Source organism: Limisphaera sp. VF-2 (genome assembly GCF_049537125.1).
In the GTDB taxonomy this organism is placed as follows: domain Bacteria; phylum Verrucomicrobiota; class Verrucomicrobiia; order Limisphaerales; family Limisphaeraceae; genus Limisphaera.
The window spans coordinates 914506-931836 of record NZ_JBMVQY010000001.1; the positions used below are offsets into that span (position 1 = coordinate 914506).

The following is a 17331-nucleotide window of genomic DNA, read 5'->3' on the forward strand; positions in this document are numbered from 1 at the left end:
CGGTAACGAAACGTGTTCTGCCATAACCGTCGTCTCGTCCGCTTGGAGGCGCATTTCACCGAGCCCTCGAGCCCGACCCCGAGGTTCGGCCCCAGGTCGCTGAACGACGCCCCGGCCCAACGCAGGATCTCGTCAGGTGCCGACCCACCGGCGCTCGGTCCACGGGCCTCCATGCCGCCAGCACCCACCTTTGAGGTCGCTCCGCGCAGATGCAGCTCCGGAACCGGCAAACGCAGCCCGCAACCCCTCAACTCTTGGGAGAGCCCTCTGGCTTCCCGGGTCGGCCCCCGTCCGTATGGTCCGGGATCGGGCGGCGCGTTCCCCGTGCGACCGCTGAATGCGCTACGCCCGCGGCAGCCCCGGCCTGCCAACTGCCCCAACCTCCCCCGGGCATTTGCGAGCTCATTTGTTGGGCTCCATCGGGCGGTCCTCCCCGACACCAACTTTGCCGGGCCTTCATGGAACCGAGCCCGCTGCCCACTTCGGCAACCCAGGGCGCTGCATCGCCAGACTGGACTTTCCGCCGACGCCGCACAGATTCTGTTCACGAACGATCAGCTTTCGGCGTGCAGGTGCGTCGGACTGGTCGGCCACGGGGCCAGTGCGATGGCTGGAGTGTTCTCGCAAACGACGCTGGAACAAATCCGTGCCGCCAATGACATCGTCGAAGTCATCGGCGCATACCTCCCGTTGAAGCGGCGCGGCGCCAACTTCGTGGCGCTCTGCCCCTTTCACAAGGAAAAAACCCCCAGCTTTCACGTCCATCCCCAGCGACAAATCTTCCACTGCTTCGGCTGTCACAAGGGCGGCGATGTTTTCACCTTCGTTCAGGAGATCGAACACCTGACCTTTCCCGAGGCCGTGCGGAGACTCGCCGAGCGCGCGGGCATTCCGCTGGCCTGGGACCAAGACGACGCCGCCCGCGCCACGCGCCAGCTCAAGGAACGGCTGTACGATCTCCTGGAACAAATCACGCGCCGCTGGCAAAACGTCCTGGCCAACGAAGCCGCGGGCCAGCCGGCGCGCGAGTATCTCGCCCGGCGCGGTGTGCCGGAGGAAATGATCCGATTGTTCCGGCTGGGCGCCGCCCCCATGGCCTGGGACGACACCGTGAACTGGGCCCGGAGCAAGGGGTTCGACCTGGAACTGGTCGAGCAAGCCGGCTTGATTGTTCGCCGCGAAGACGGAAGCGGCTATTACGACCGGTTCCGGGGCCGGCTGATCTTCCCCATCTGCGACGAACAGGGCCGTGTGGTGGCCTTCAGCGGAAGAGTTCTCGAAGCCGAGGCCCCAACCGCCAAATACATCAATTCCCCGGACACTCCGCTCTTCAACAAGGGCCGGATCTTCTACGGGCTGGACAAGACCAAACGCGCCATCCTCGACGCCGGCTTCGCCGTGATTTGCGAAGGTCAACTGGATCTGATCGCCTGCTATCAAGCCGGCGTGCAAAACGTGGTCGCCCCCCTCGGCACGGCCTTCACCTCGAACCATGCACGACTGCTCCGCCGCTACGTTCAGGAGGCGGTGCTCTGTTTCGACTCGGACGAGGCAGGTCAAAAAGCCATGGTGCGGGCCCTCGACCCCCTCCTGGAGGCGGGCATGGTCGTGCGCGTGGCCGTCGTGCCGGCCCCGGACGACCCGGACAGCTACATCCGCACCCATGGCTCCGAAGCCTTCCGTGCCCTGGTCGCCGCGGCCCAAGACTTCTTTGAATACCACTTGAAACAGCTCTGTCGCCGATATGATCTCAACACCGACCGCGGCCGCCTGGCCATTGTGGAGGGCATGGCCGAAGCCGTCCTCAAAACCGACAATGCCCTGCTCATCGAGACGCACGCGCGCAAAACGGCCCATGTCCTGGGCGTAAGCCCCGATGCCGTCCTGAGCGAGTTTCGCCGTCACGGCCGAAATCGCGTCGAACCCGCAACCCCGGAGACGATCCAAACGCACGCAGGGCCTCCGGCCCCCGCTGCACCCCCTCCGCTGGAGGAATGGCTGCTCCGGCTCCTGCTCACGAACGAGGCCGCCGTGGAGTGGGTCGCAGAGCATCTGTCTCCGGACTGGCTCCAGCACGAAGGCGTGCGCAGGGCCGTTCAAATGCGCCTCCAACTCCACCGCGAACGACGCTGGACGGGAGTGGCGGACCTCATTCAGACCCTGCCCGAACCCGCCTTGCAATCGCTCGTGAGCGCGTGTGCCGTGGACGATCGCCCCCTGCCACAACCGGCGCGGCAACTGCGGGATGTCACCCTGCGGCTGCGCAACGCCCATCTGGATCGACAGATCCGGGACCGCACCCGACGACTCGCGCAACCCGGCATCCCGGAATCGGAACGGCTCGCTTGTCTCCAAGAAATCCAACAACTGCGTGCCCAGAAGCTGACCGACCTGCCGCTACCCGCAAACCTGATCGAGTAACGAGGGGCACGCCGCTGACGATTCGCTCCATCTATCGGGAAGCGCCCTCAGGTCCGGCCGCGAATTGCGGGTGTCGCCGCAAGGCTTCCCAGGTCGCCGGTCGCAGCGGCCCCGGCGGCTCCCCCGGCTCCCAAGCGGGCTCGGCCGTCGCGGACCGACGTACCCGGGCCAGCCAATCGACATCCAGCGGACGGTCCAACCATTCCAAGCGGTTCGAGGCCACCGTGGTCTCCTCCTTCATCCCCACGGCACAGCCGCGGCCCACGAAGAAGCCCGCCAACAGCAGGGCCACACGGACGCGGTTGCTCCGCGAGTACGTCGCCAGCAGGCAGGGCCGCGTCGGGTCCAGCCGTCGAAACACCTGCCGAAACAGCCTCGCCGTCCAAAGCTCCGGGTTTCGCTGCGGCGAAAAAGGATCGTATGCGATGCCATCCGGCGCCGGCAACGCAAGGTCCGGCTCGGCCATCCGAACGGCAAAGTCGCCGGAAACGAATTCCCATTGGACTTTTGCCTCCCCGATCGTCCCGCTCCATCCCCGGCCCTCCACAAACACGTCCAACACCCCCTGCCAACCCGCCAGATAAGCCAGGCGCCCGGCATGCCTCCGGGCAAACCGCAACGGCTCCAACGACAGGTCAAAACTCAACAATCGCACCCGCACCGGCCAGGCTGATGCCGCCTGCAGCATCGCCAGCGCGTTGGCTCCCGCCCCCAGCCCCACATCCCAAAGGACCACTTCCCTGCCCTGCTGGGCCGCAAACCGCTGCGCGAGTCGCAACTGCTCCACGTACAATCGAGCGGCCTCCACGGCGGGACCACAGCCCGGATGCATGATCTCGCCAAACGCCTCGTCCCGCACGGCCCAGGCACCGGACGCCAAACGGACCAACTCGAATGAAGGTTGCCCTTCTTGGGGATTCATCTGACACAAGACCGGCCGGGGCAGTTCCTTGCGTGTCCGCCTCCGTTCCAAGAAGCCTCAAAAAAAAAGAGATTGGTGGAGCCGAGGGGATTCGAACCCCTGACCTTCTCATTGCGAACGAGACGCTCTACCAACTGAGCTACGACCCCACCTTCGACCGCCGCGCTGCAGCGGCTCCGGCCACTACGGACCCTTCGAGAAGTCCGTACCGGCGCTCATCAATATGCTCCAGCCGCAGCCCTGCGCAAGTGCTTTCAAATCCTACCGCCGGACAGTCGCCAGAGCCACCCGGCTCCCCGCCCTTTTCAGGGACCGGCCGACCCGGGCCCCGGGCTGCATCTCGGGGTGGCGGCCTCCGCGGTCTTGCAGCTTCGTCCCGCCCGCAACGTACTTCCGAGTGCCCCGTCGGTGGCCGGCGCGAGGGCAGGCCGGCCTGGTATAGCACATGCAAGGCTCACGTGCCGACGGTTCTCCCGTAGTTCATCCCCCCGGGGCTGCCTGTCGGGACTCGAACAGCCCGAGCGCGCCAAGAGCTCCTCCCGTGCCCGGGCCCCGGAAAATGCAGCGACCTCATGGGGCCGACCCCATGTTGACCGGCCCGCGTTCCGCCAGGACAGCTGCAATGAGAAGCAATCCATCGTAACGGATGTCCAAACCAGTTTTGCTTCTGCTTGCCCGCAACCGCAGCGCTCTCCAACATGGAGGCGTCTGCGGTCCGGGCACACCGACCCCTCGGAAAGGCGGCCGCCCCCCGGGACACCGCAAGGATCAACAAACAGGCAACCGACGATGAGCTGGGAGTCGCTGCACCTGCCGACCGTGTGGTACATCCTGATCGGCGTGCTTTTCACAGGGTACGCGATGCTGGATGGATTCGACCTCGGCATCGGCGGCCTTCATCTGTTCGCCCGCAAGGATGAGGAGCGTCGCCTCCTGCTCAACGCCATCGGGCCGGTATGGGACGGCAATGAAGTGTGGCTGGTCACGGGCGGCGGGGCCCTGTTTGCCGCCTTCCCGCACGTCTATGCCACGGTGTTCTCGGGGTTCTATCTTCCGTTTATTCTGCTGCTGGTCGCCCTCATCTTCCGCGCGGTGGCGATCGAGTTTCGCAGCAAACAGCCCATGCCGTGGTGGCGGCAGATGTGGGATGTGGGGTTCGCCGCGGGCAGCGTTGGGTCGGCTTTTTTGCTCGGCGTGGTGATGGGCAACATCGCCTGGGGCATTCCCCTCAATGAAAACTGCGAATACATCGGCGGCTTTTGGAACCTGTTTCATCCCTACGCATTGTTGCTGGGCGTCACCACGGTGGCGTTGTTCATGATGCACGGGTGCATCTATGCCCTGTTGAAGATCGACGGGCCGTTCCATGAGACACTGCGCGTCTGGGTCACCCGCTGCATCATCTTCTTCATCATCTGCTACGGCATTACCACCATGGCCACCTTGATTTATGTGCCGCACATGGCGGCTCGCGTCCGGGCCCATCCCTGGCTCTTTGGCCTGGCACTGGTCAACATGCTGGCCATCGCCAACATCCCGCGCGAGATTCACCACGGGCGCGACGGACGGGCCTTCCTGTCCTCGTGCGTGGCCATGGTGGCCCTGATGAGCTTGTTCGGGCTGGAAATGTATCCGCACTTGATCTACAGCCAGCCGGAACCGGCCCACAGTTTGACCATTTACAACGCCGCTTCGTCCCCGAAGACGTTGACGATCATGCTGATCATTGCCGCCATCGGGATGCCCATCGTGCTGGCCTACACGGTCAGTATTTACTGGATCTTCCGCGGCAAGGTCCGGCTGGACCGCATGAGTTATTGAAGCTCCGCAAAGCCGGATCTTTTCGCCTCCGACAGAGGCCCGGCGCTCTACTCAGAACCCCCTGTGGGCCGCCCACCTGCCCGGGCGCCCGGTGAGTGCCGGGACCGGTGTGGTGGATCCCCTCCGCATGCGGGGCGCGACCCTGGTGCAAAAACGTCGGGTGCGTCGGCAGCGGAGGCCCCAACCGCGCCCGGGTGCGACGTCCGTGGGCATCCTTCCGTTCCGCGCAGCCGGAACTCATGATTCAGCCCGCCGCACCCGGACCCCGGGCCTCCGGGCGTACATCGCCGGGGTCTCCGGCCCGGAAGTGTCCGGTCGGCAACGAACTGTCCCCCGGGCCTTCGGGCTTGTGGGAATCCCAAGATCGGGTCAGAGTAGAACGGGGTGCGGGCCCATAGCTCAGGGGTCAGAGCAGGCGACTCATAATCGCTTGGTCGCAGGTTCGAATCCTGCTGGGCCCACCAGCTTCTCTCAGCGGTCCGCGGAGTCCTCCAACCCCAACCACCGGGCCAGGCTTTCGTAATCCTGAACGACGTAATCTGCGTCGCGGAGTTCCTCGGGGGGATGCGTGTTGGCGATGGCGACCACGCGCATGCCCGCGGCGCGGCCCGCGGCGATTCCCGGCAGAGAGTCCTCGATGACGCAGCACTGTTGCGGCTCCACCTTCAGCCGGTTCGCCACGTGCAGGAAAATATCAGGGGCGGGCTTGCCCCGCGGCACCTCCATTCCACTGACCGTGACGGCAAAGCAATCCCGCAAGCCGCTCAGATCCAAGACGGCCTCGATCACCGGCCGCTCCGAGCCCGACGCCAGTCCCAGAAGGGTCCGGCCCTGCAAGCGGCGAACCAAGTTCACCGCGCCGCCAAACAACGGTCGCCGAGAAGCCAGCAGGGCCAGCAAATGCCGGCGCTTCATCGCGAGCAATTCTTCCAGAGACACCGACAGCCGGTGCCGCCGGAGAAAGTCCGCCCACAATTCGCCGTCCGATCGCCCCACGTAGTCGCGGAAACGGATTCCGCCCCCATCCGGGTAACCCAGCGCTGCCAAAGTCTCGCGAGTGGCGCGTTCGTGCAGCGGTTCGCTGTCCACAATCACGCCGTCCATGTCGAAAATGACCGCCGCAGGCACCATGAACCCCTACACTTGCGTCTGCGCCAGGGCCAGCAGGCGCTTCCATTGCGCCGCCGTCACCGGCAGGACGGACAGCCGCGATTGCCGCACCAACGCCATGTTACGCAGCTCGGGATCGCTCTTGATCTCCGCCAGGGTCACCGGTCGGGCGAGTGGCTTGACCGGCTCGAGATCCACGGCCACCCAGTCCCCCTCGCGTGCCGTGGGATCGGGATAGGCTTCCCGCCGCACCCGGGCCAGCCCCACCACGGCTCGCTCGGATCCGCTGTGGTAGAAGGCCACCCAATCTCCCTTTCGCATCGCCCGTAGATGATTCCGGGCTTGATAATTCCGCACGCCGGTCCAGGCGGTGCCACCCTCGGCAACAAAGTCAGCCCATGAATACTCGCCGGGCTCCTGCTTGACCAACCAGTATTGCACGGGCGCGAGCTTGCCCAAAACGCCGGGCGCTGTCAGCGCCGAAACGCCTCAGGGACGCATCGCCCGGAATCGAATCCCCGGCCGGAGAGGGCCGCCTCCTGGGGCACCGTGGCGTTCGGACCGGCAGCACGGCATTGCCCCGGGGCCGGCTCCGGAACCGGCCAGGCAGGCGTCCCGCCGCCCTGTGCGTGACGTGGTACCCGAACGGTCTCACGCCCTTTCCACCTCCGCCCCTTGGTCACCCCCTTGGGTTGTCTCCTCCTGCGCCTCCGCACGAGCCGGCAAAGCCGCAGCTGTTCGCCACCCGGTGAGGGCGCCGTCTGCCGTCGTGGCACGTGGACCTGTTTGCCGAGCCCGCCAAAGTGCACGTTGTTCACGGCGCTCCTGGACCAATCGTTGAAAAGGTCGTTGGCACAGATCTGGTCTCGCCCGCAGCCAGGAGGCAGTCCTGCGCCGCTCGGCGGCTTTCTTTAGCGGAGAGAACCCTGGCCCTGCCCGCCTCCCGTCAGGTCGGAAACATGGGCGTGCCCAATGGGGCAACCGTGCGACATCTCTGCCGACCCGACGGGCGGGGAACTCGGGTTCGGGATCCATCCTGCACCTTTGGGCCCAATCTTTCACGGCAGCGACGGTGCCTCCGGCAGGGTCCCACACCGTTGGCGCCCCTGAATCCCGTCCCTTCCAACGAAGACGGCCACGAGAAGCCATGCAGCCACTCGTGGCCGTGACCCAGTTGGGAGCGAGAACGGGTCAGGATCCAAGGGAGCCAGGATGCCGTCTCAACCCGCTCGTCGCCGCCACAACAAGAGGGTTAAACCACCCAACAAAGCCAGCGCCGCGGAGGAGGGTTCCGGAACCACGTCGATCCACTCGGTGCCAATCCGGATCTCGTCCACCTGAACCGAGCTGTAACCCACGGTCGTGTTGAAGTTCCCACCGAACAAACGGATCACATTGAAGATGTAATCCCGGTCATTGCTGGCCGACAGCTCGATGGGCGTCAGAGTGACGTCGGCCGAGTTGATGTCCGGCTCCTGCAACAGGTTGTTCGGATTGATCCACAGGTAAATCCGGTCGGCCTCCGCTGCGTTCGTGTGTGGACCGATCCCCGGGTTGTGATCGATGCGGATCAACAGGAAGTCGGGAGGCTCGTTGGTGAAGTGGACCGTGGAAGTCTTTTGCTGGGCCGCGGAGCCGCGGTTCAGAATCGCCCATGTGTCCACGTTCTGGTTGGGATTGATCCCTGAGGTATTCTCGGAGCCCCGGCCGACGCCCACCATCTCGTTGCCCTGCACGGTACTCCCGGGGGTTGCGTTATAGAAGAACTGCAGCGCCCCCACGCCACGCCCGAAGTACGCAACGTTTCCGCCGGCATTCGTGTACGCCCAGGGCTGCCCGGTGCGAATGGCAATCAGGCTCGCCCACGTGGTCGTCGGGGTGGAATCCAGTCCGCGTGCGAACGCAAGCCGGCGCCACGGATTCGAGGTGGCCGCCGCCCCACCCGGGAAGTTGTCCCCGTCTGCGGTGCCGTGGCCGGTAACCCACGCCCGGTGCCCCGACACCGGCACGCTAAAGCCGAAGGCGTCTGTGTATGTAAAACTCCCCGCCACCACGATGGCGTTGGAGGCCATGTTGTTGTTGGCCGCCAGCCACGGAGTTTCGAACCCGAACCCGCCGGTTCCTCCTACAAAGGTCCAGCCCGGTGTATAATCGAACCCTTCATAGGCCAAAAGGACAGCCCGTGCTGTGGGGGATGCTAAAAGAAGGGGAAGTCCTGCCAACAACCAAGTGAGCTGCTTTTTCATGGTACCACTGTCCGGTTGCCGTTGACCGCGCTTCGTTCAGGGTTGCTTGCACTCACTGACAGCATCCTTGATACCGGCACCGGCTGGGGATTTGAATTGGATCCCTGCCAAAACCAATACAAAAAATGCCAAGGCGTGTTCGGCCGCAGGCCCACGCCTCGGAACCCCCGCCGGAAGGATGCACGAGACTCCTCACAACCCGCCCCAATCCAGGAGCGCGCGCCCGAAGCAGGACCAAGCCCTCGCCTCCCCCGCCCAAACCGTCGCCCGAGTAGCCAGCTGGCGCCGGTTTTGAATGGCACCCTGGCCCGCGGTGTCCTAGACTGGGAACGATGTCCGAAAAGGCTCTCAGTCAGGTTTCCCGCGAAGTCCGGGAAATGTACGAGCGTGGGCTGGAAGCCCTCCGACGGGATAATGTTGAATACGCCCAGATGCTCCTCACCCAGGTGCTCGCGAAAGAACCCGCCTTCCTGGAGGCGCGCAAGGCCCTCCGCCAGGCCCAACAGCGCAAGGCCGCGGCCAAGGGCACCGGATTCTTGAAGCGGGTCCTGGGCACTGCGACGGCTTCCCCCGAACTGGCCCGCGCCCGCCTGGCCCTGCGCTCCAACCCTTGGGAAGCCATGCAACTGGCGGAGGAGGTGCTCAACAGCGACCCGAACAACATGACCGCCCATAAGATCTTCGCCGAGGCGGCCCGGGCCGCGGGCCTCACCCGCACGGCGTTGCTCTCTTACGAGGTTCTCTTCGCCCATGATCCGCGCGATCGGGATCTGGCCGTCCAGTATGCGCACGCCCTGGCCGATGCCGGGGAAATCAGCAAGGGCGAACAGGTCCTCGCTGCCCTCGTGCGTCTGTACCCCGGCGACCCCGAGCTGGCCCAAGAACTCAAGAACCTTTCCGCCCGCAGAACGCTCACGGAAGCCGGTTACGAGGCCCTGGAAAGCGGCACCGGTTCATATCGCGACGTGCTTCGCGACGCCGAACAGGCCAAGCTCCTGGAAGACGAGCAAAAGGTCCACAAGGCCGAAGACGCCACCGACCGCCTCATCCGCGAGTACGAGGCGCGCCTTCCGCGCGAACCTCAAAACCTCCGCCTGCTCCGCTCCCTGGCCGAGCTCTACACCCAAAAACAACAGTTCGACAAGGCCCTCGAGTACTACGAGCGGCTCAAGAACACCGAGGCCGGGCAGGACCCCAGCCTCGACCGCGCCATCGCCGAAACCATCGTCCGCCGGTTCGATCACCAGCTGGCCCAGCTCGACCCCGCCGCCCCCGATTACGCCGAGCGGGCCGCCGAAATCCAGGCCGCCAAACAGGCCTTCCGCCTCGAGGAATGTCGGAAACGCGTGGAAAAATACCCCACCGACCTCACCATTCGTTTCGAGTACGGCCAGTTGCTGTTCGAAGCCGGGCGCATCACCGAAGCCATCGCCGAGTTCCAAAAGGCCCAGAACAATCCCCACAAACGCATTGCGGCCCTCAACTATCTGGCCCGTTGTTTCGCCCAGCGCAAAATGTACGACCTCGCCGCCCGCACCCTCCAGAACGCCCTGAAGGAGAAGCTCACCTTCGACGAGGAAAAAAAGGAACTCCTTTACAACCTCGGCTGCGTGCTGGAGGCCATGGGGAAGCGCGACGAAGCCATCGAGTACTTCAAACAGATCTACGAGGTGGACATCGGTTACCGGGACGTCGCAGCCAAGGTGGACTCCTATTATGCCAGCCAGTGACCGAACGGCTGCGGCCCGGGTCCGCACCTACCGAAGCACAACCCCCAACACGGCCTCTCGCGGGACCGGCCCGTATTCACGGCTGTCCGCGCTCACCGCGCGGTTGTCCCCCAACACGAAATACTCTCCCGGCCCGCAGGTCACACGACTCCACTGCCGGCGCACCGGCCAGGTCGTCGTGCCCGGCAAGAGATACGGTTCCTCCAACCGTCGCCCGTTCACGTACACCCCGCCGTCCCGCAACTCTACCCGGTCGCCCGCTGCCGCTATCACCCGCTTCACCACCAACGAGCCCTCCGCAGGGTCCCGCAACACCACAATGTCCCCCGGACGGGGTTCCCGCCACCGCAACACCAAAGGGCTGGCCAGGTACCAATGTTTCTCACGCAGTGTCGGCAGCATGCTCGTGCCCTGGACGCAAACCGACCGAACCAGGTAGGTGCGGCAGGTGGTGTAAGAACCGGCCGCCAGTGCCAGCAATGCCAGCCCCTGCAGGAGCACAGAAAACAGCATCGCCTCCCCTCGCGCGCGGCGCCGCGGCCTGCCCTGCCCGGCAATGCCCCTCGGGCCAAGGGCTCGCAGGATCCACCTTTCTGTTCGCGTTCGCATGGGTCTGGTCGCACCCGGCCCGTGGACCGGATCCCCCAAAACGGACGGCCATACTGTGGACGCTGCTTCCCGGGGCGCTCAATCCGGGGAAACCACGGATTCGACTTGTCGGGCATTCTACGGATGGGCCCGGATTCCACGATTCTTATCCGGTTGAACCCCGCGACGCATGGCCCAAACCCCGACGGGCCCCACTGGTCCAGTGCACTCTGCGGCCCTGTCAACCAAGTCGGGGGGCCGCGGGTGAGCACCGCGATTCTCAAGGGCTTCGAGCGGATCCGGTCCTGCCCGGTCAACGCGAGCACATGGAAGCCACCGGCCTGTCGCCCCGCAAATCGCAAGCCCCGGGCCCCATTCTCCTCCGAGCACTTTCCCGGGCCCGGGAGCGGCTCGAGCTTGTCCGATTGACCCTGCCTGAAATCTCGGCAACGGTCCCCTCATCCGACCTGGTCCCCCACCGCTGCGCGAAGAAGGGCTTGCACGCCTGTTCGATTCGGTGACCTGTTCTCGACCCTGTGCCGACACGGCAAAGCGTCAAGCAGGCAACCCTGCGCACGGGGTCAGGGCATACATCAGTTGCATCGCCACCCGCAGCTCGCCAATTTGTCCCTCATGACAAAGGTGCAAGCCTACGCTGCGTTGGGACCGGGCCGACCCCTGGAGCCCTGGTCGTATCAAGTGGAGTCGCTGAGACCAGGCGAGGTCCTGATCCGCGTGCACGCCTGCGGCATCTGTCACAGCGACATCCACATGATCGACAATGACTGGCAAATGTCCCGGTACCCCCTGGTGCCCGGCCATGAGGTGGTGGGCGAGATCCTGGAATGCGGTCCGGGAGTCGCGCATCTGACCCCGGGCATACGGGTGGGCGTGGGATGGCAGCGATCGTCCTGCGGCCAGTGCGATGACTGCCTCCGCGGGCAGGACCATTTGTGCGAGGAAAGCACGGGCGTCATCACGCACGGCCATGGCGGATTCGCCAGCCATTTGGTCATTGACAGTCGGTACTGCTTCCCCCTGCCCCCGGAATTGCCGACCGAGGCCGCCGGCCCCCTCTTGTGCGGGGGAATCACCGTGTACTCGGCCCTGCGCGCCGCCGGGATGGGTTCCGGCTTGCGCATCGGCGTCATCGGCGTCGGCGGCCTGGGGCATCTGGCCATCCAATTTGCCAGTCGGCTGGGCAACCATGTGACCGCCTTCACCACCACCGAAGCCAAGGCGCAGGAAGCCACCCGGCTCGGAGCTCACGACGCGATCATCATTCGCGACGGCAAACCAGATCGCCGACCGGCACGGCCCTTGCACATTCTGCTGAACACGGTACCGGTGCCGACGCCCGTGGATGTTTATCTGGACCTGCTGGGGTCCGACGGCGTGCTGTGTTACGTGGGAGCCCCGACGGCGCCACTGACGGTGCCCGTGTGGCCCCTGCTGGTCAAACGACGTCGGATCATGGGGAGCCCGATTGGCACTCGGGCCACCATTCGCGAGATGCTCGAACTGGCCGCGCTGTTTGGCATCCGACCCCGGGTGGAAACCTTCCCGCTGGCCGAGGTCAATCGGGCCATCGAAAAGGTCCGCCAGAACACAATCCGGTACCGCGCCGTGCTTCTGGTCTGACGAGTCGTGGTGCTCGTTCCCCGGACCTGCCGGCCCACGTTCGGCTTCCGGGCCTGACGTAGCCGGGCGGACCGCTTTAGGCGGATTCCAGGATCATGTTGGCGTACTGAACCGTATCGGCGGTGCGAATCAGGCCGATCGCTTGAGGCACGCGCAACTTGAACTGGACGTGGGGCTCGAACAGGACGGTCAACCCGTCCAGGGCAGCGGCAAACCGGGCCTGGGTCTCGGCGCTGTTCTCTCTTCGGAACTCCTCGGCCATCCAGACCCGGCCGATCCGGAAATTCGGCCGGATCGCCCGCAGCACGTCCAGCACCGTGGGAATGTCGTCCACCAGGGACAGATCCACGGTCTCGATTTGCGGCCAATAGGGAAACCCGCGGTCGGCGATCACCAGGGTGTTCGTGTGCCGCACGCGGGCCAGCAGCGACAACACGTGCGGATTCAGGATTCCCGTCTTCAGCATGGCCACCCCTTATCACAAGCCTCTGCTGCGCGCAGCCCTTTTCGCAGGCGGCCGGCCCGCCGCACCCGCGAGCCTGGTCAGCGGCCGGCTGACCAGAACTCCGGATGACCTTTCCGCATTTCCGCCGAGTATTGGTGCAAGATGCCCAAAAAATGGGGTGACTCTCGCGGTCAGACTGTTGTCTCTACCGCTTGCTCATGGCTCTTGTCTCTCCCGCTGCCTGGTACCGCGCGGCCCCGGCGTGTTCATCAAACGCAATCGCACCAGGCAAGCCGGCAAGATCTATGAGTGGGTCCTCGGAGGTCCAGGGCAAACGCTTCCCGCCCAAACGCTCGCCCAGTCTGCCCCGCGCCGGCCTCCCACCCCAAGACGGTGGTGGTCCACGAAACCCTTTGCCAACCTCTCGCACCTGCCGGCCCACTGGAGCGCTTCGATCGAAGGGTATTGCCGCCGCGGCCGGGCCGAGCCGGCCGGCCCCGCCCGGCAGGAGTCGGCCAGCCGGGCTGCACGCCCTGGCCGGCGAGTTGGGGATCGTGCGTGCGGTGGGCGAGGCCACCCGCCTGCAACGGCTGGCCTTCGGGGGCAGCCGGCTGTCGGCCGTCCGGGCCAGTGAGGACCATGCGGTGCGCGAGGTCCTGGGGGTGGGCGCCTTTGACGAGGAGGACCTCTACGCCGCGCTGGAATTCCTGGCCAAGCCCCAGGGCGCCACTGAGGCCGCGCTGGCCGGCCGGCGCCGGGCGCGGTCTTTCTCTACGACGTGACCAGTGCGTATTTCCACGGGCAGCACAACGAGCTGGTCGACTTTGGTTACAGTCGGGACAGCCGACGGGGCAAAAAGCAACGGGTGGTGGGGCTGTTGACCGACGGCACGGGCGAGCCGCTGTCGATTCAACTGTATCGGGGCCACACGGCCGCTCCGACCACCTTCCGGGACGCGGTGGAGAAGCTCAAAGTGCGCTTTGGGGCGGAGGAGATCGCGCTGGTGGGGGATCGGGGGATGATCAAGGCCCTGGGCAAGGCGGCGCTGGGGGAGGCGCGCTTTCGGTACGTGACGGCCCTGACCGAGCCGCAAGTGCGGGCGCTGCTGAAACAAAGGGGGGTTGCAGATGGAGCTGTTTGACGAGCAGCCGGCCGAAGTGGTGGTGGGAGCCAGGCGCTACGTGCTGCGGTGCAATCCGCAGAGGCGGGCGCGGGAGCGGGCACGGCGGGAAGACCCGTGGCGGCGGGTGCGGCAGTGGATCGAGGCGCGCAACGCCGAAGTGGCCCGTTCGGGGCGGTGCGACCCGGCCTGTTCGCTGCGGGGCGCCCAGGAGCGGCTGGCCCGCTATCGGCTGGGCGGCTGGGTGCAGGTGCGGCTGGAGGGCCGGCAGGTGGTGTGGACGGAGGAGGCGGCGGCACGGGAAGCCGAGGCGCAACGGGACGGATGCTATATGACCGAGACGGACCTGCCGGTGGCGGCAGCCAGCACCCAGGCGGTGCAGGAGCGGTATCTGGGCTTGAGCCAGGTGGAGCGGGACTTTCGGACGCTGAAGACGGGGCTGTTGAAGCTTCGGCCGGTGTTTCTGCGGCGGGCAGACCGGACGCGGGGGCATGCGGTGGTGAGCTGGTTGGCGTTGAAGCTGGCGCGGGCGCTGGACCGGCGGGTGGCGCCGTTGGGGCTGACGGTGGAAGACGCGGTGGAGCGGCTGAAGGGGGTGCGGTTGGTGTGCCTGGGAGATCCGGAGTTGGGGCTGTGGCGCCTGCCCGAGAGCTATCCGGCGGCGCAAACGGAGGTGTTGGGGGTATTGCCGAAGCTGGGGGCGCCGGTGGTCTCTCTGGGGAAGGCCAACCGGCACCGGTTGCGGGAACGCCAACCCCGTCACGCCGGCCAATGAGTTGCACCGGCTCGCACTTGCCGGAAACCTTGAGCCTGCCCGAGGGAACATGAGCCGGATGTTCGGCCGGGAACTGTCCTTCGCGCCCGGGAATCAACCCGGTTCTCCGGCCGGGCAAAGTCATGGCCTCCGTCGGGGATGCAGCACGCAGCTGGCCCGGCCGCGGTTTTTTGGATGGCCGCGACAGTCTGCTCGGATTCCCGCTGCTTGACTCGGGGATCATTGGATCCCTGGGCGATGAGCAGGGGGCGCTCGGTTCGATCAGCCCTGCACAAACGGCAATGCGTTCCGGCTCAGGTCGGCGTCGTTGGGGTCGTCCGTGTGGCCGACGCGCACGTCGAACATCGCGCGCATGGGTTTCCAGTAGGGGGATCGATGTTCGGGAGGGGCCAAAGATTGGAAGGGCCGACAACGCCCGGCCGTCGAACGAGAACCTTCGGCACGAACGCCGGGCCGCTCATCGTTGCGTTGCCGCCTCACAAGCGGCCGGTGATGGCCCCTTTCCCCTGACCAGCTATGCCTTCCCAGAGGGCCCGCTGAACCGCGCCGATGAGGTCATCGCGCATCTCCAAGTCCCACGGGCGGCTCCCGGTGTTGAAGATCCCCTAATCGGTCGAGCTGCGGATACTCACCTGCAACACCGCATAACAAACGGGTTGCACACCGTTTGGGCCCAGCGATTGAGCCCCAACTGTCGCGCCACCACGGGCGGCCATGCCCATGCCGGGCCAGGAGCAGGTTCTACGGCGGCGCCACCAAGGGCCGTGTCAGATGGGCATGGAAGCTCAAGCCGTGGCGGCTCTTGATACCTATGGGCATCATCGGCGCCAGCATGCAGTCGTCCAGCTTCGGCCGAGCGATGAGCAGGAGTTCGCACCGGCGTTGCTTGCGATCCCAAGGGTGAGAGCGCGGCGAGCTGCGATCACGATGAAACCAGGCCCGCCAGTGATCGTGCGCCCGGGAGCGGCTGACGACCCGGGAATCGTCGCCGTGCAATTGCCGGATGTTCAAGGCCCGCCTGTACAGCCGGGTCGATCACTTTCCAAGGGGCCCGGCCCGGCTCGAAGGAAACCGCCGCCCCCCGCGTGCCGAGCCGAGTGAATCTTGACCGAGCCGGCATCCACTTCTTCGGACGCGGCGAGCAAGTTTTCCTTGCCGGTCACCGGGCCTTTTTCGAGGACGGCGGTCGCGTCCGGGCGTGGGACGATTCGCGGAATGCTCCCTGGCCATCGGGGGCGAAGTCATGGAGCCCGTGGTTTGAGTCCGAACCCACCTTGAACACCCTGCGCCAGGACGCGGAGGAATCGTCATGTACGCGCAGCCTGGTGCCGCCATCAGGGTGCTGACGCTGGCCGCGCGGATGCGGAATTGGGGATCCAAACGCCAGCCCACCACGTCGCCCGGGTTCGACGTGTCCAGGACGCGCGCTGATCCGACAGTTCACCCAATTCACGTCGAAGACAGTCCGGTTGCGGGCGTTGAGACTGACCAGGACCGCGTCGGGAAAACCCGGTTGTGTGCCGACGATGCCGGCGCGCACGCCTCGGATGGCGGTGAGCTTGCGCACATTGCCCGAGGCCAGAGTCACGCCGTGAGCTTGAAAGTTCTCGACTTCGTGGGGTCCCAGGGACAACGCAACGTGTGGCTGTCCCCGGCCCCCGTGGAGGTGCGGATGGCGCGCCTCGGATCGGCGGTGACGATGCGGTCATCGTTTCGGCCCGGGATGCCGACCCGGATTTGCAGCAGGTTGTTGGTAAGCAGCGCCACCCGGGCCGGGCGTCTGCCCCCGGGCGAATTGTGGCTGACGCGTTCGGGATTGCCGAACTGCACCTCCCGCGGAATCAGCGGCGGCAGCTCGGCCAGTGAGTTGAGGGAAACCACAAACTTGGAAAAAGCCGCCCGGGCCACACGCGGGACCCGGGATGGGTTGGTTTTGCAGGTACGCCCTCGACCCGGGATTGATTCGGCTGACCTGCAAGTCCGAGTCCTCGTGCGGCCACCGAAGCCGGGCGCATTTCCGTTCTTGAGCCCCGGATTCAGGAATCCGAGGGAAACGCCGCTTTCCCCGGGTCATTCCGTGTCGGGGACACCCGACATCCCGCCGAGCGTTCGGGGATGTCCCAAACCTGAAACGCACGCCGCTTCGAGGCGGGATATGGAAAGGACTTGCTCGAGGACCGCCGTTGGCTATGCTGTACTGCTCTGAAACGCGGGATGGAAAAAGGACACGTATGGCACGGATTTGCGAATTGACGGGCAAACGGCCCCACAAGGGCAGCATCATTTGGCGAAGTGGCAAGCCCAAGAAGGCCGGGGGCATCGGTACGCACGTGACCGGTATCACCAAACGCCGCTTTTTCCCGAACCTGCAGCGGGTCAAGGCGGTGGTGAACGGCCAGGTGCGCTACATCCGTGTGGCGGCCAGTGCCATCAAGAAAGGCCTGGTGGTCAAGCCGCCGAAGCGCAACTGGAAAAAGCCCGAGACCGCGCAGGCTTGACGCCGGGACCCGGT

General features: G+C 65.6%; 17 protein-coding genes and 2 tRNA genes. 9 read left to right on the plus strand and 10 right to left on the minus strand.

Going from position 1 to position 17331, the window contains the following annotated elements; all coding sequences use genetic code 11:
• The first annotated feature begins 606 nt into the window (after positions 1-606).
• Entirely contained in the window at positions 607-2421 is a 1815-nt protein-coding gene (dnaG, locus tag ACPDIT_RS03245; RefSeq protein ID WP_423441501.1) for a DNA primase, read from the plus strand.
• A 31-nt stretch (positions 2422-2452) separates the two neighbouring features.
• On the opposite strand, the gene ACPDIT_RS03250 is transcribed toward dnaG, so the two are convergent.
• Positions 2453-3343, minus strand: a complete 891-nt coding sequence (locus ACPDIT_RS03250; RefSeq protein ID WP_423441503.1) for an MnmC family methyltransferase — start codon at positions 3341-3343, stop codon at positions 2453-2455.
• Between the two features lie 73 nt (positions 3344-3416).
• Positions 3417-3492 (minus strand) — tRNA-Ala (locus tag ACPDIT_RS03255).
• 640 nt (positions 3493-4132) lie between these two features.
• Here ACPDIT_RS03255 and cydB point away from each other — a divergent pair.
• Entirely contained in the window at positions 4133-5164 is a 1032-nt protein-coding gene (gene cydB, locus ACPDIT_RS03260) for a cytochrome d ubiquinol oxidase subunit II (protein ID WP_423441505.1), read from the plus strand.
• Between the two features lie 388 nt (positions 5165-5552).
• Positions 5553-5628 (plus strand) — tRNA-Ile (locus tag ACPDIT_RS03265).
• A gap of 7 nt (positions 5629-5635) precedes the next feature.
• On the opposite strand, the gene ACPDIT_RS03270 is transcribed toward ACPDIT_RS03265, so the two are convergent.
• From ACPDIT_RS03270 to ACPDIT_RS03280, 3 genes are all read right to left on the minus strand, one after another.
• Complete coding sequence (locus ACPDIT_RS03270; protein WP_423441507.1) at positions 5636-6295, minus strand: HAD family hydrolase; 660 nt, start codon at positions 6293-6295, stop codon at positions 5636-5638.
• A gap of 6 nt (positions 6296-6301) precedes the next feature.
• The gene (locus ACPDIT_RS03275; RefSeq protein ID WP_423441509.1) at positions 6302-6715 is read right to left on the minus strand and encodes an EVE domain-containing protein; all 414 of its coding nucleotides are present in this window, start codon (positions 6713-6715) and stop codon (positions 6302-6304) included.
• 779 nt (positions 6716-7494) lie between these two features.
• A complete protein-coding gene (locus ACPDIT_RS03280; RefSeq protein WP_423441511.1) occupies positions 7495-8520 on the minus strand; it encodes a hypothetical protein in 1026 nt (341 codons plus the stop codon).
• A 332-nt stretch (positions 8521-8852) separates the two neighbouring features.
• Here ACPDIT_RS03280 and ACPDIT_RS03285 point away from each other — a divergent pair, with 332 nt between their 5' ends.
• On the plus strand, positions 8853-10250 hold the full coding sequence (locus ACPDIT_RS03285; protein ID WP_423441513.1) for a tetratricopeptide repeat protein: 1398 nt from the start codon (positions 8853-8855) through the stop codon (positions 10248-10250).
• A 27-nt stretch (positions 10251-10277) separates the two neighbouring features.
• On the opposite strand, the gene lepB is transcribed toward ACPDIT_RS03285, so the two are convergent.
• Positions 10278-10763: a signal peptidase I gene (gene lepB, locus ACPDIT_RS03290; protein WP_423441515.1), complete on the minus strand. Its 486-nt coding sequence runs from the start codon at positions 10761-10763 to the stop codon at positions 10278-10280.
• Positions 10764-11471: 708 nt separating this feature from the next.
• Between lepB and ACPDIT_RS03295 the strand changes: the two genes are divergently transcribed.
• On the plus strand, positions 11472-12479 hold the full coding sequence (locus tag ACPDIT_RS03295; protein WP_423441517.1) for an NAD(P)-dependent alcohol dehydrogenase: 1008 nt from the start codon (positions 11472-11474) through the stop codon (positions 12477-12479).
• Positions 12480-12555: 76 nt separating this feature from the next.
• On the opposite strand, the gene ACPDIT_RS03300 is transcribed toward ACPDIT_RS03295, so the two are convergent.
• Complete coding sequence (locus tag ACPDIT_RS03300) at positions 12556-12945, minus strand: RbsD/FucU domain-containing protein (protein ID WP_423441519.1); 390 nt, start codon at positions 12943-12945, stop codon at positions 12556-12558.
• 533 nt (positions 12946-13478) lie between these two features.
• On the opposite strand from ACPDIT_RS03300, the gene ACPDIT_RS03305 reads away from it, so the two are divergent.
• From ACPDIT_RS03305 to ACPDIT_RS03315, 3 genes are read left to right on the plus strand one after another with little or no spacing between them, the layout of a single operon-like run.
• Positions 13479-13706 (plus strand): hypothetical protein, encoded by a 228-nt coding sequence (locus ACPDIT_RS03305; protein ID WP_423441521.1) that lies wholly within the window; start codon positions 13479-13481, stop codon positions 13704-13706.
• Positions 13703-14065 carry a hypothetical protein gene (locus ACPDIT_RS03310; RefSeq protein WP_423441523.1) on the plus strand — a complete coding sequence of 121 codons (363 nt, stop codon included), beginning with the start codon at positions 13703-13705 and terminating at the stop codon, positions 14063-14065. Before ACPDIT_RS03305 ends, ACPDIT_RS03310 begins: the two co-directional genes overlap by 4 nt.
• A complete protein-coding gene (locus tag ACPDIT_RS03315) occupies positions 14052-14819 on the plus strand; it encodes a hypothetical protein (RefSeq protein ID WP_423441525.1) in 768 nt (255 codons plus the stop codon). The genes ACPDIT_RS03310 and ACPDIT_RS03315 overlap by 14 nt, the downstream gene beginning before the upstream one ends.
• Here the strand turns inward: ACPDIT_RS03315 and ACPDIT_RS03320 are convergent.
• The 3 genes from ACPDIT_RS03320 to ACPDIT_RS03330 form a co-directional block, all read right to left on the minus strand.
• Complete coding sequence (locus ACPDIT_RS03320; RefSeq protein WP_423441527.1) at positions 14804-15094, minus strand: alpha/beta hydrolase family protein; 291 nt, start codon at positions 15092-15094, stop codon at positions 14804-14806. The two genes, ACPDIT_RS03315 and ACPDIT_RS03320, sit on opposite strands and share 16 nt — an antisense overlap.
• A 466-nt stretch (positions 15095-15560) precedes the next feature.
• On the minus strand, positions 15561-15830 hold the full coding sequence (locus ACPDIT_RS03325) for a hypothetical protein (protein WP_423441528.1): 270 nt from the start codon (positions 15828-15830) through the stop codon (positions 15561-15563).
• A 573-nt stretch (positions 15831-16403) separates the two neighbouring features.
• The gene (locus ACPDIT_RS03330) at positions 16404-16727 is read right to left on the minus strand and encodes a hypothetical protein (RefSeq protein ID WP_423441530.1); all 324 of its coding nucleotides are present in this window, start codon (positions 16725-16727) and stop codon (positions 16404-16406) included.
• 323 nt (positions 16728-17050) lie between these two features.
• Between ACPDIT_RS03330 and rpmB the strand changes: the two genes are divergently transcribed.
• Complete coding sequence (gene rpmB, locus ACPDIT_RS03335; protein WP_423441532.1) at positions 17051-17317, plus strand: 50S ribosomal protein L28; 267 nt, start codon at positions 17051-17053, stop codon at positions 17315-17317.
• The last annotated feature ends 14 nt before the right edge of the window (positions 17318-17331 follow it).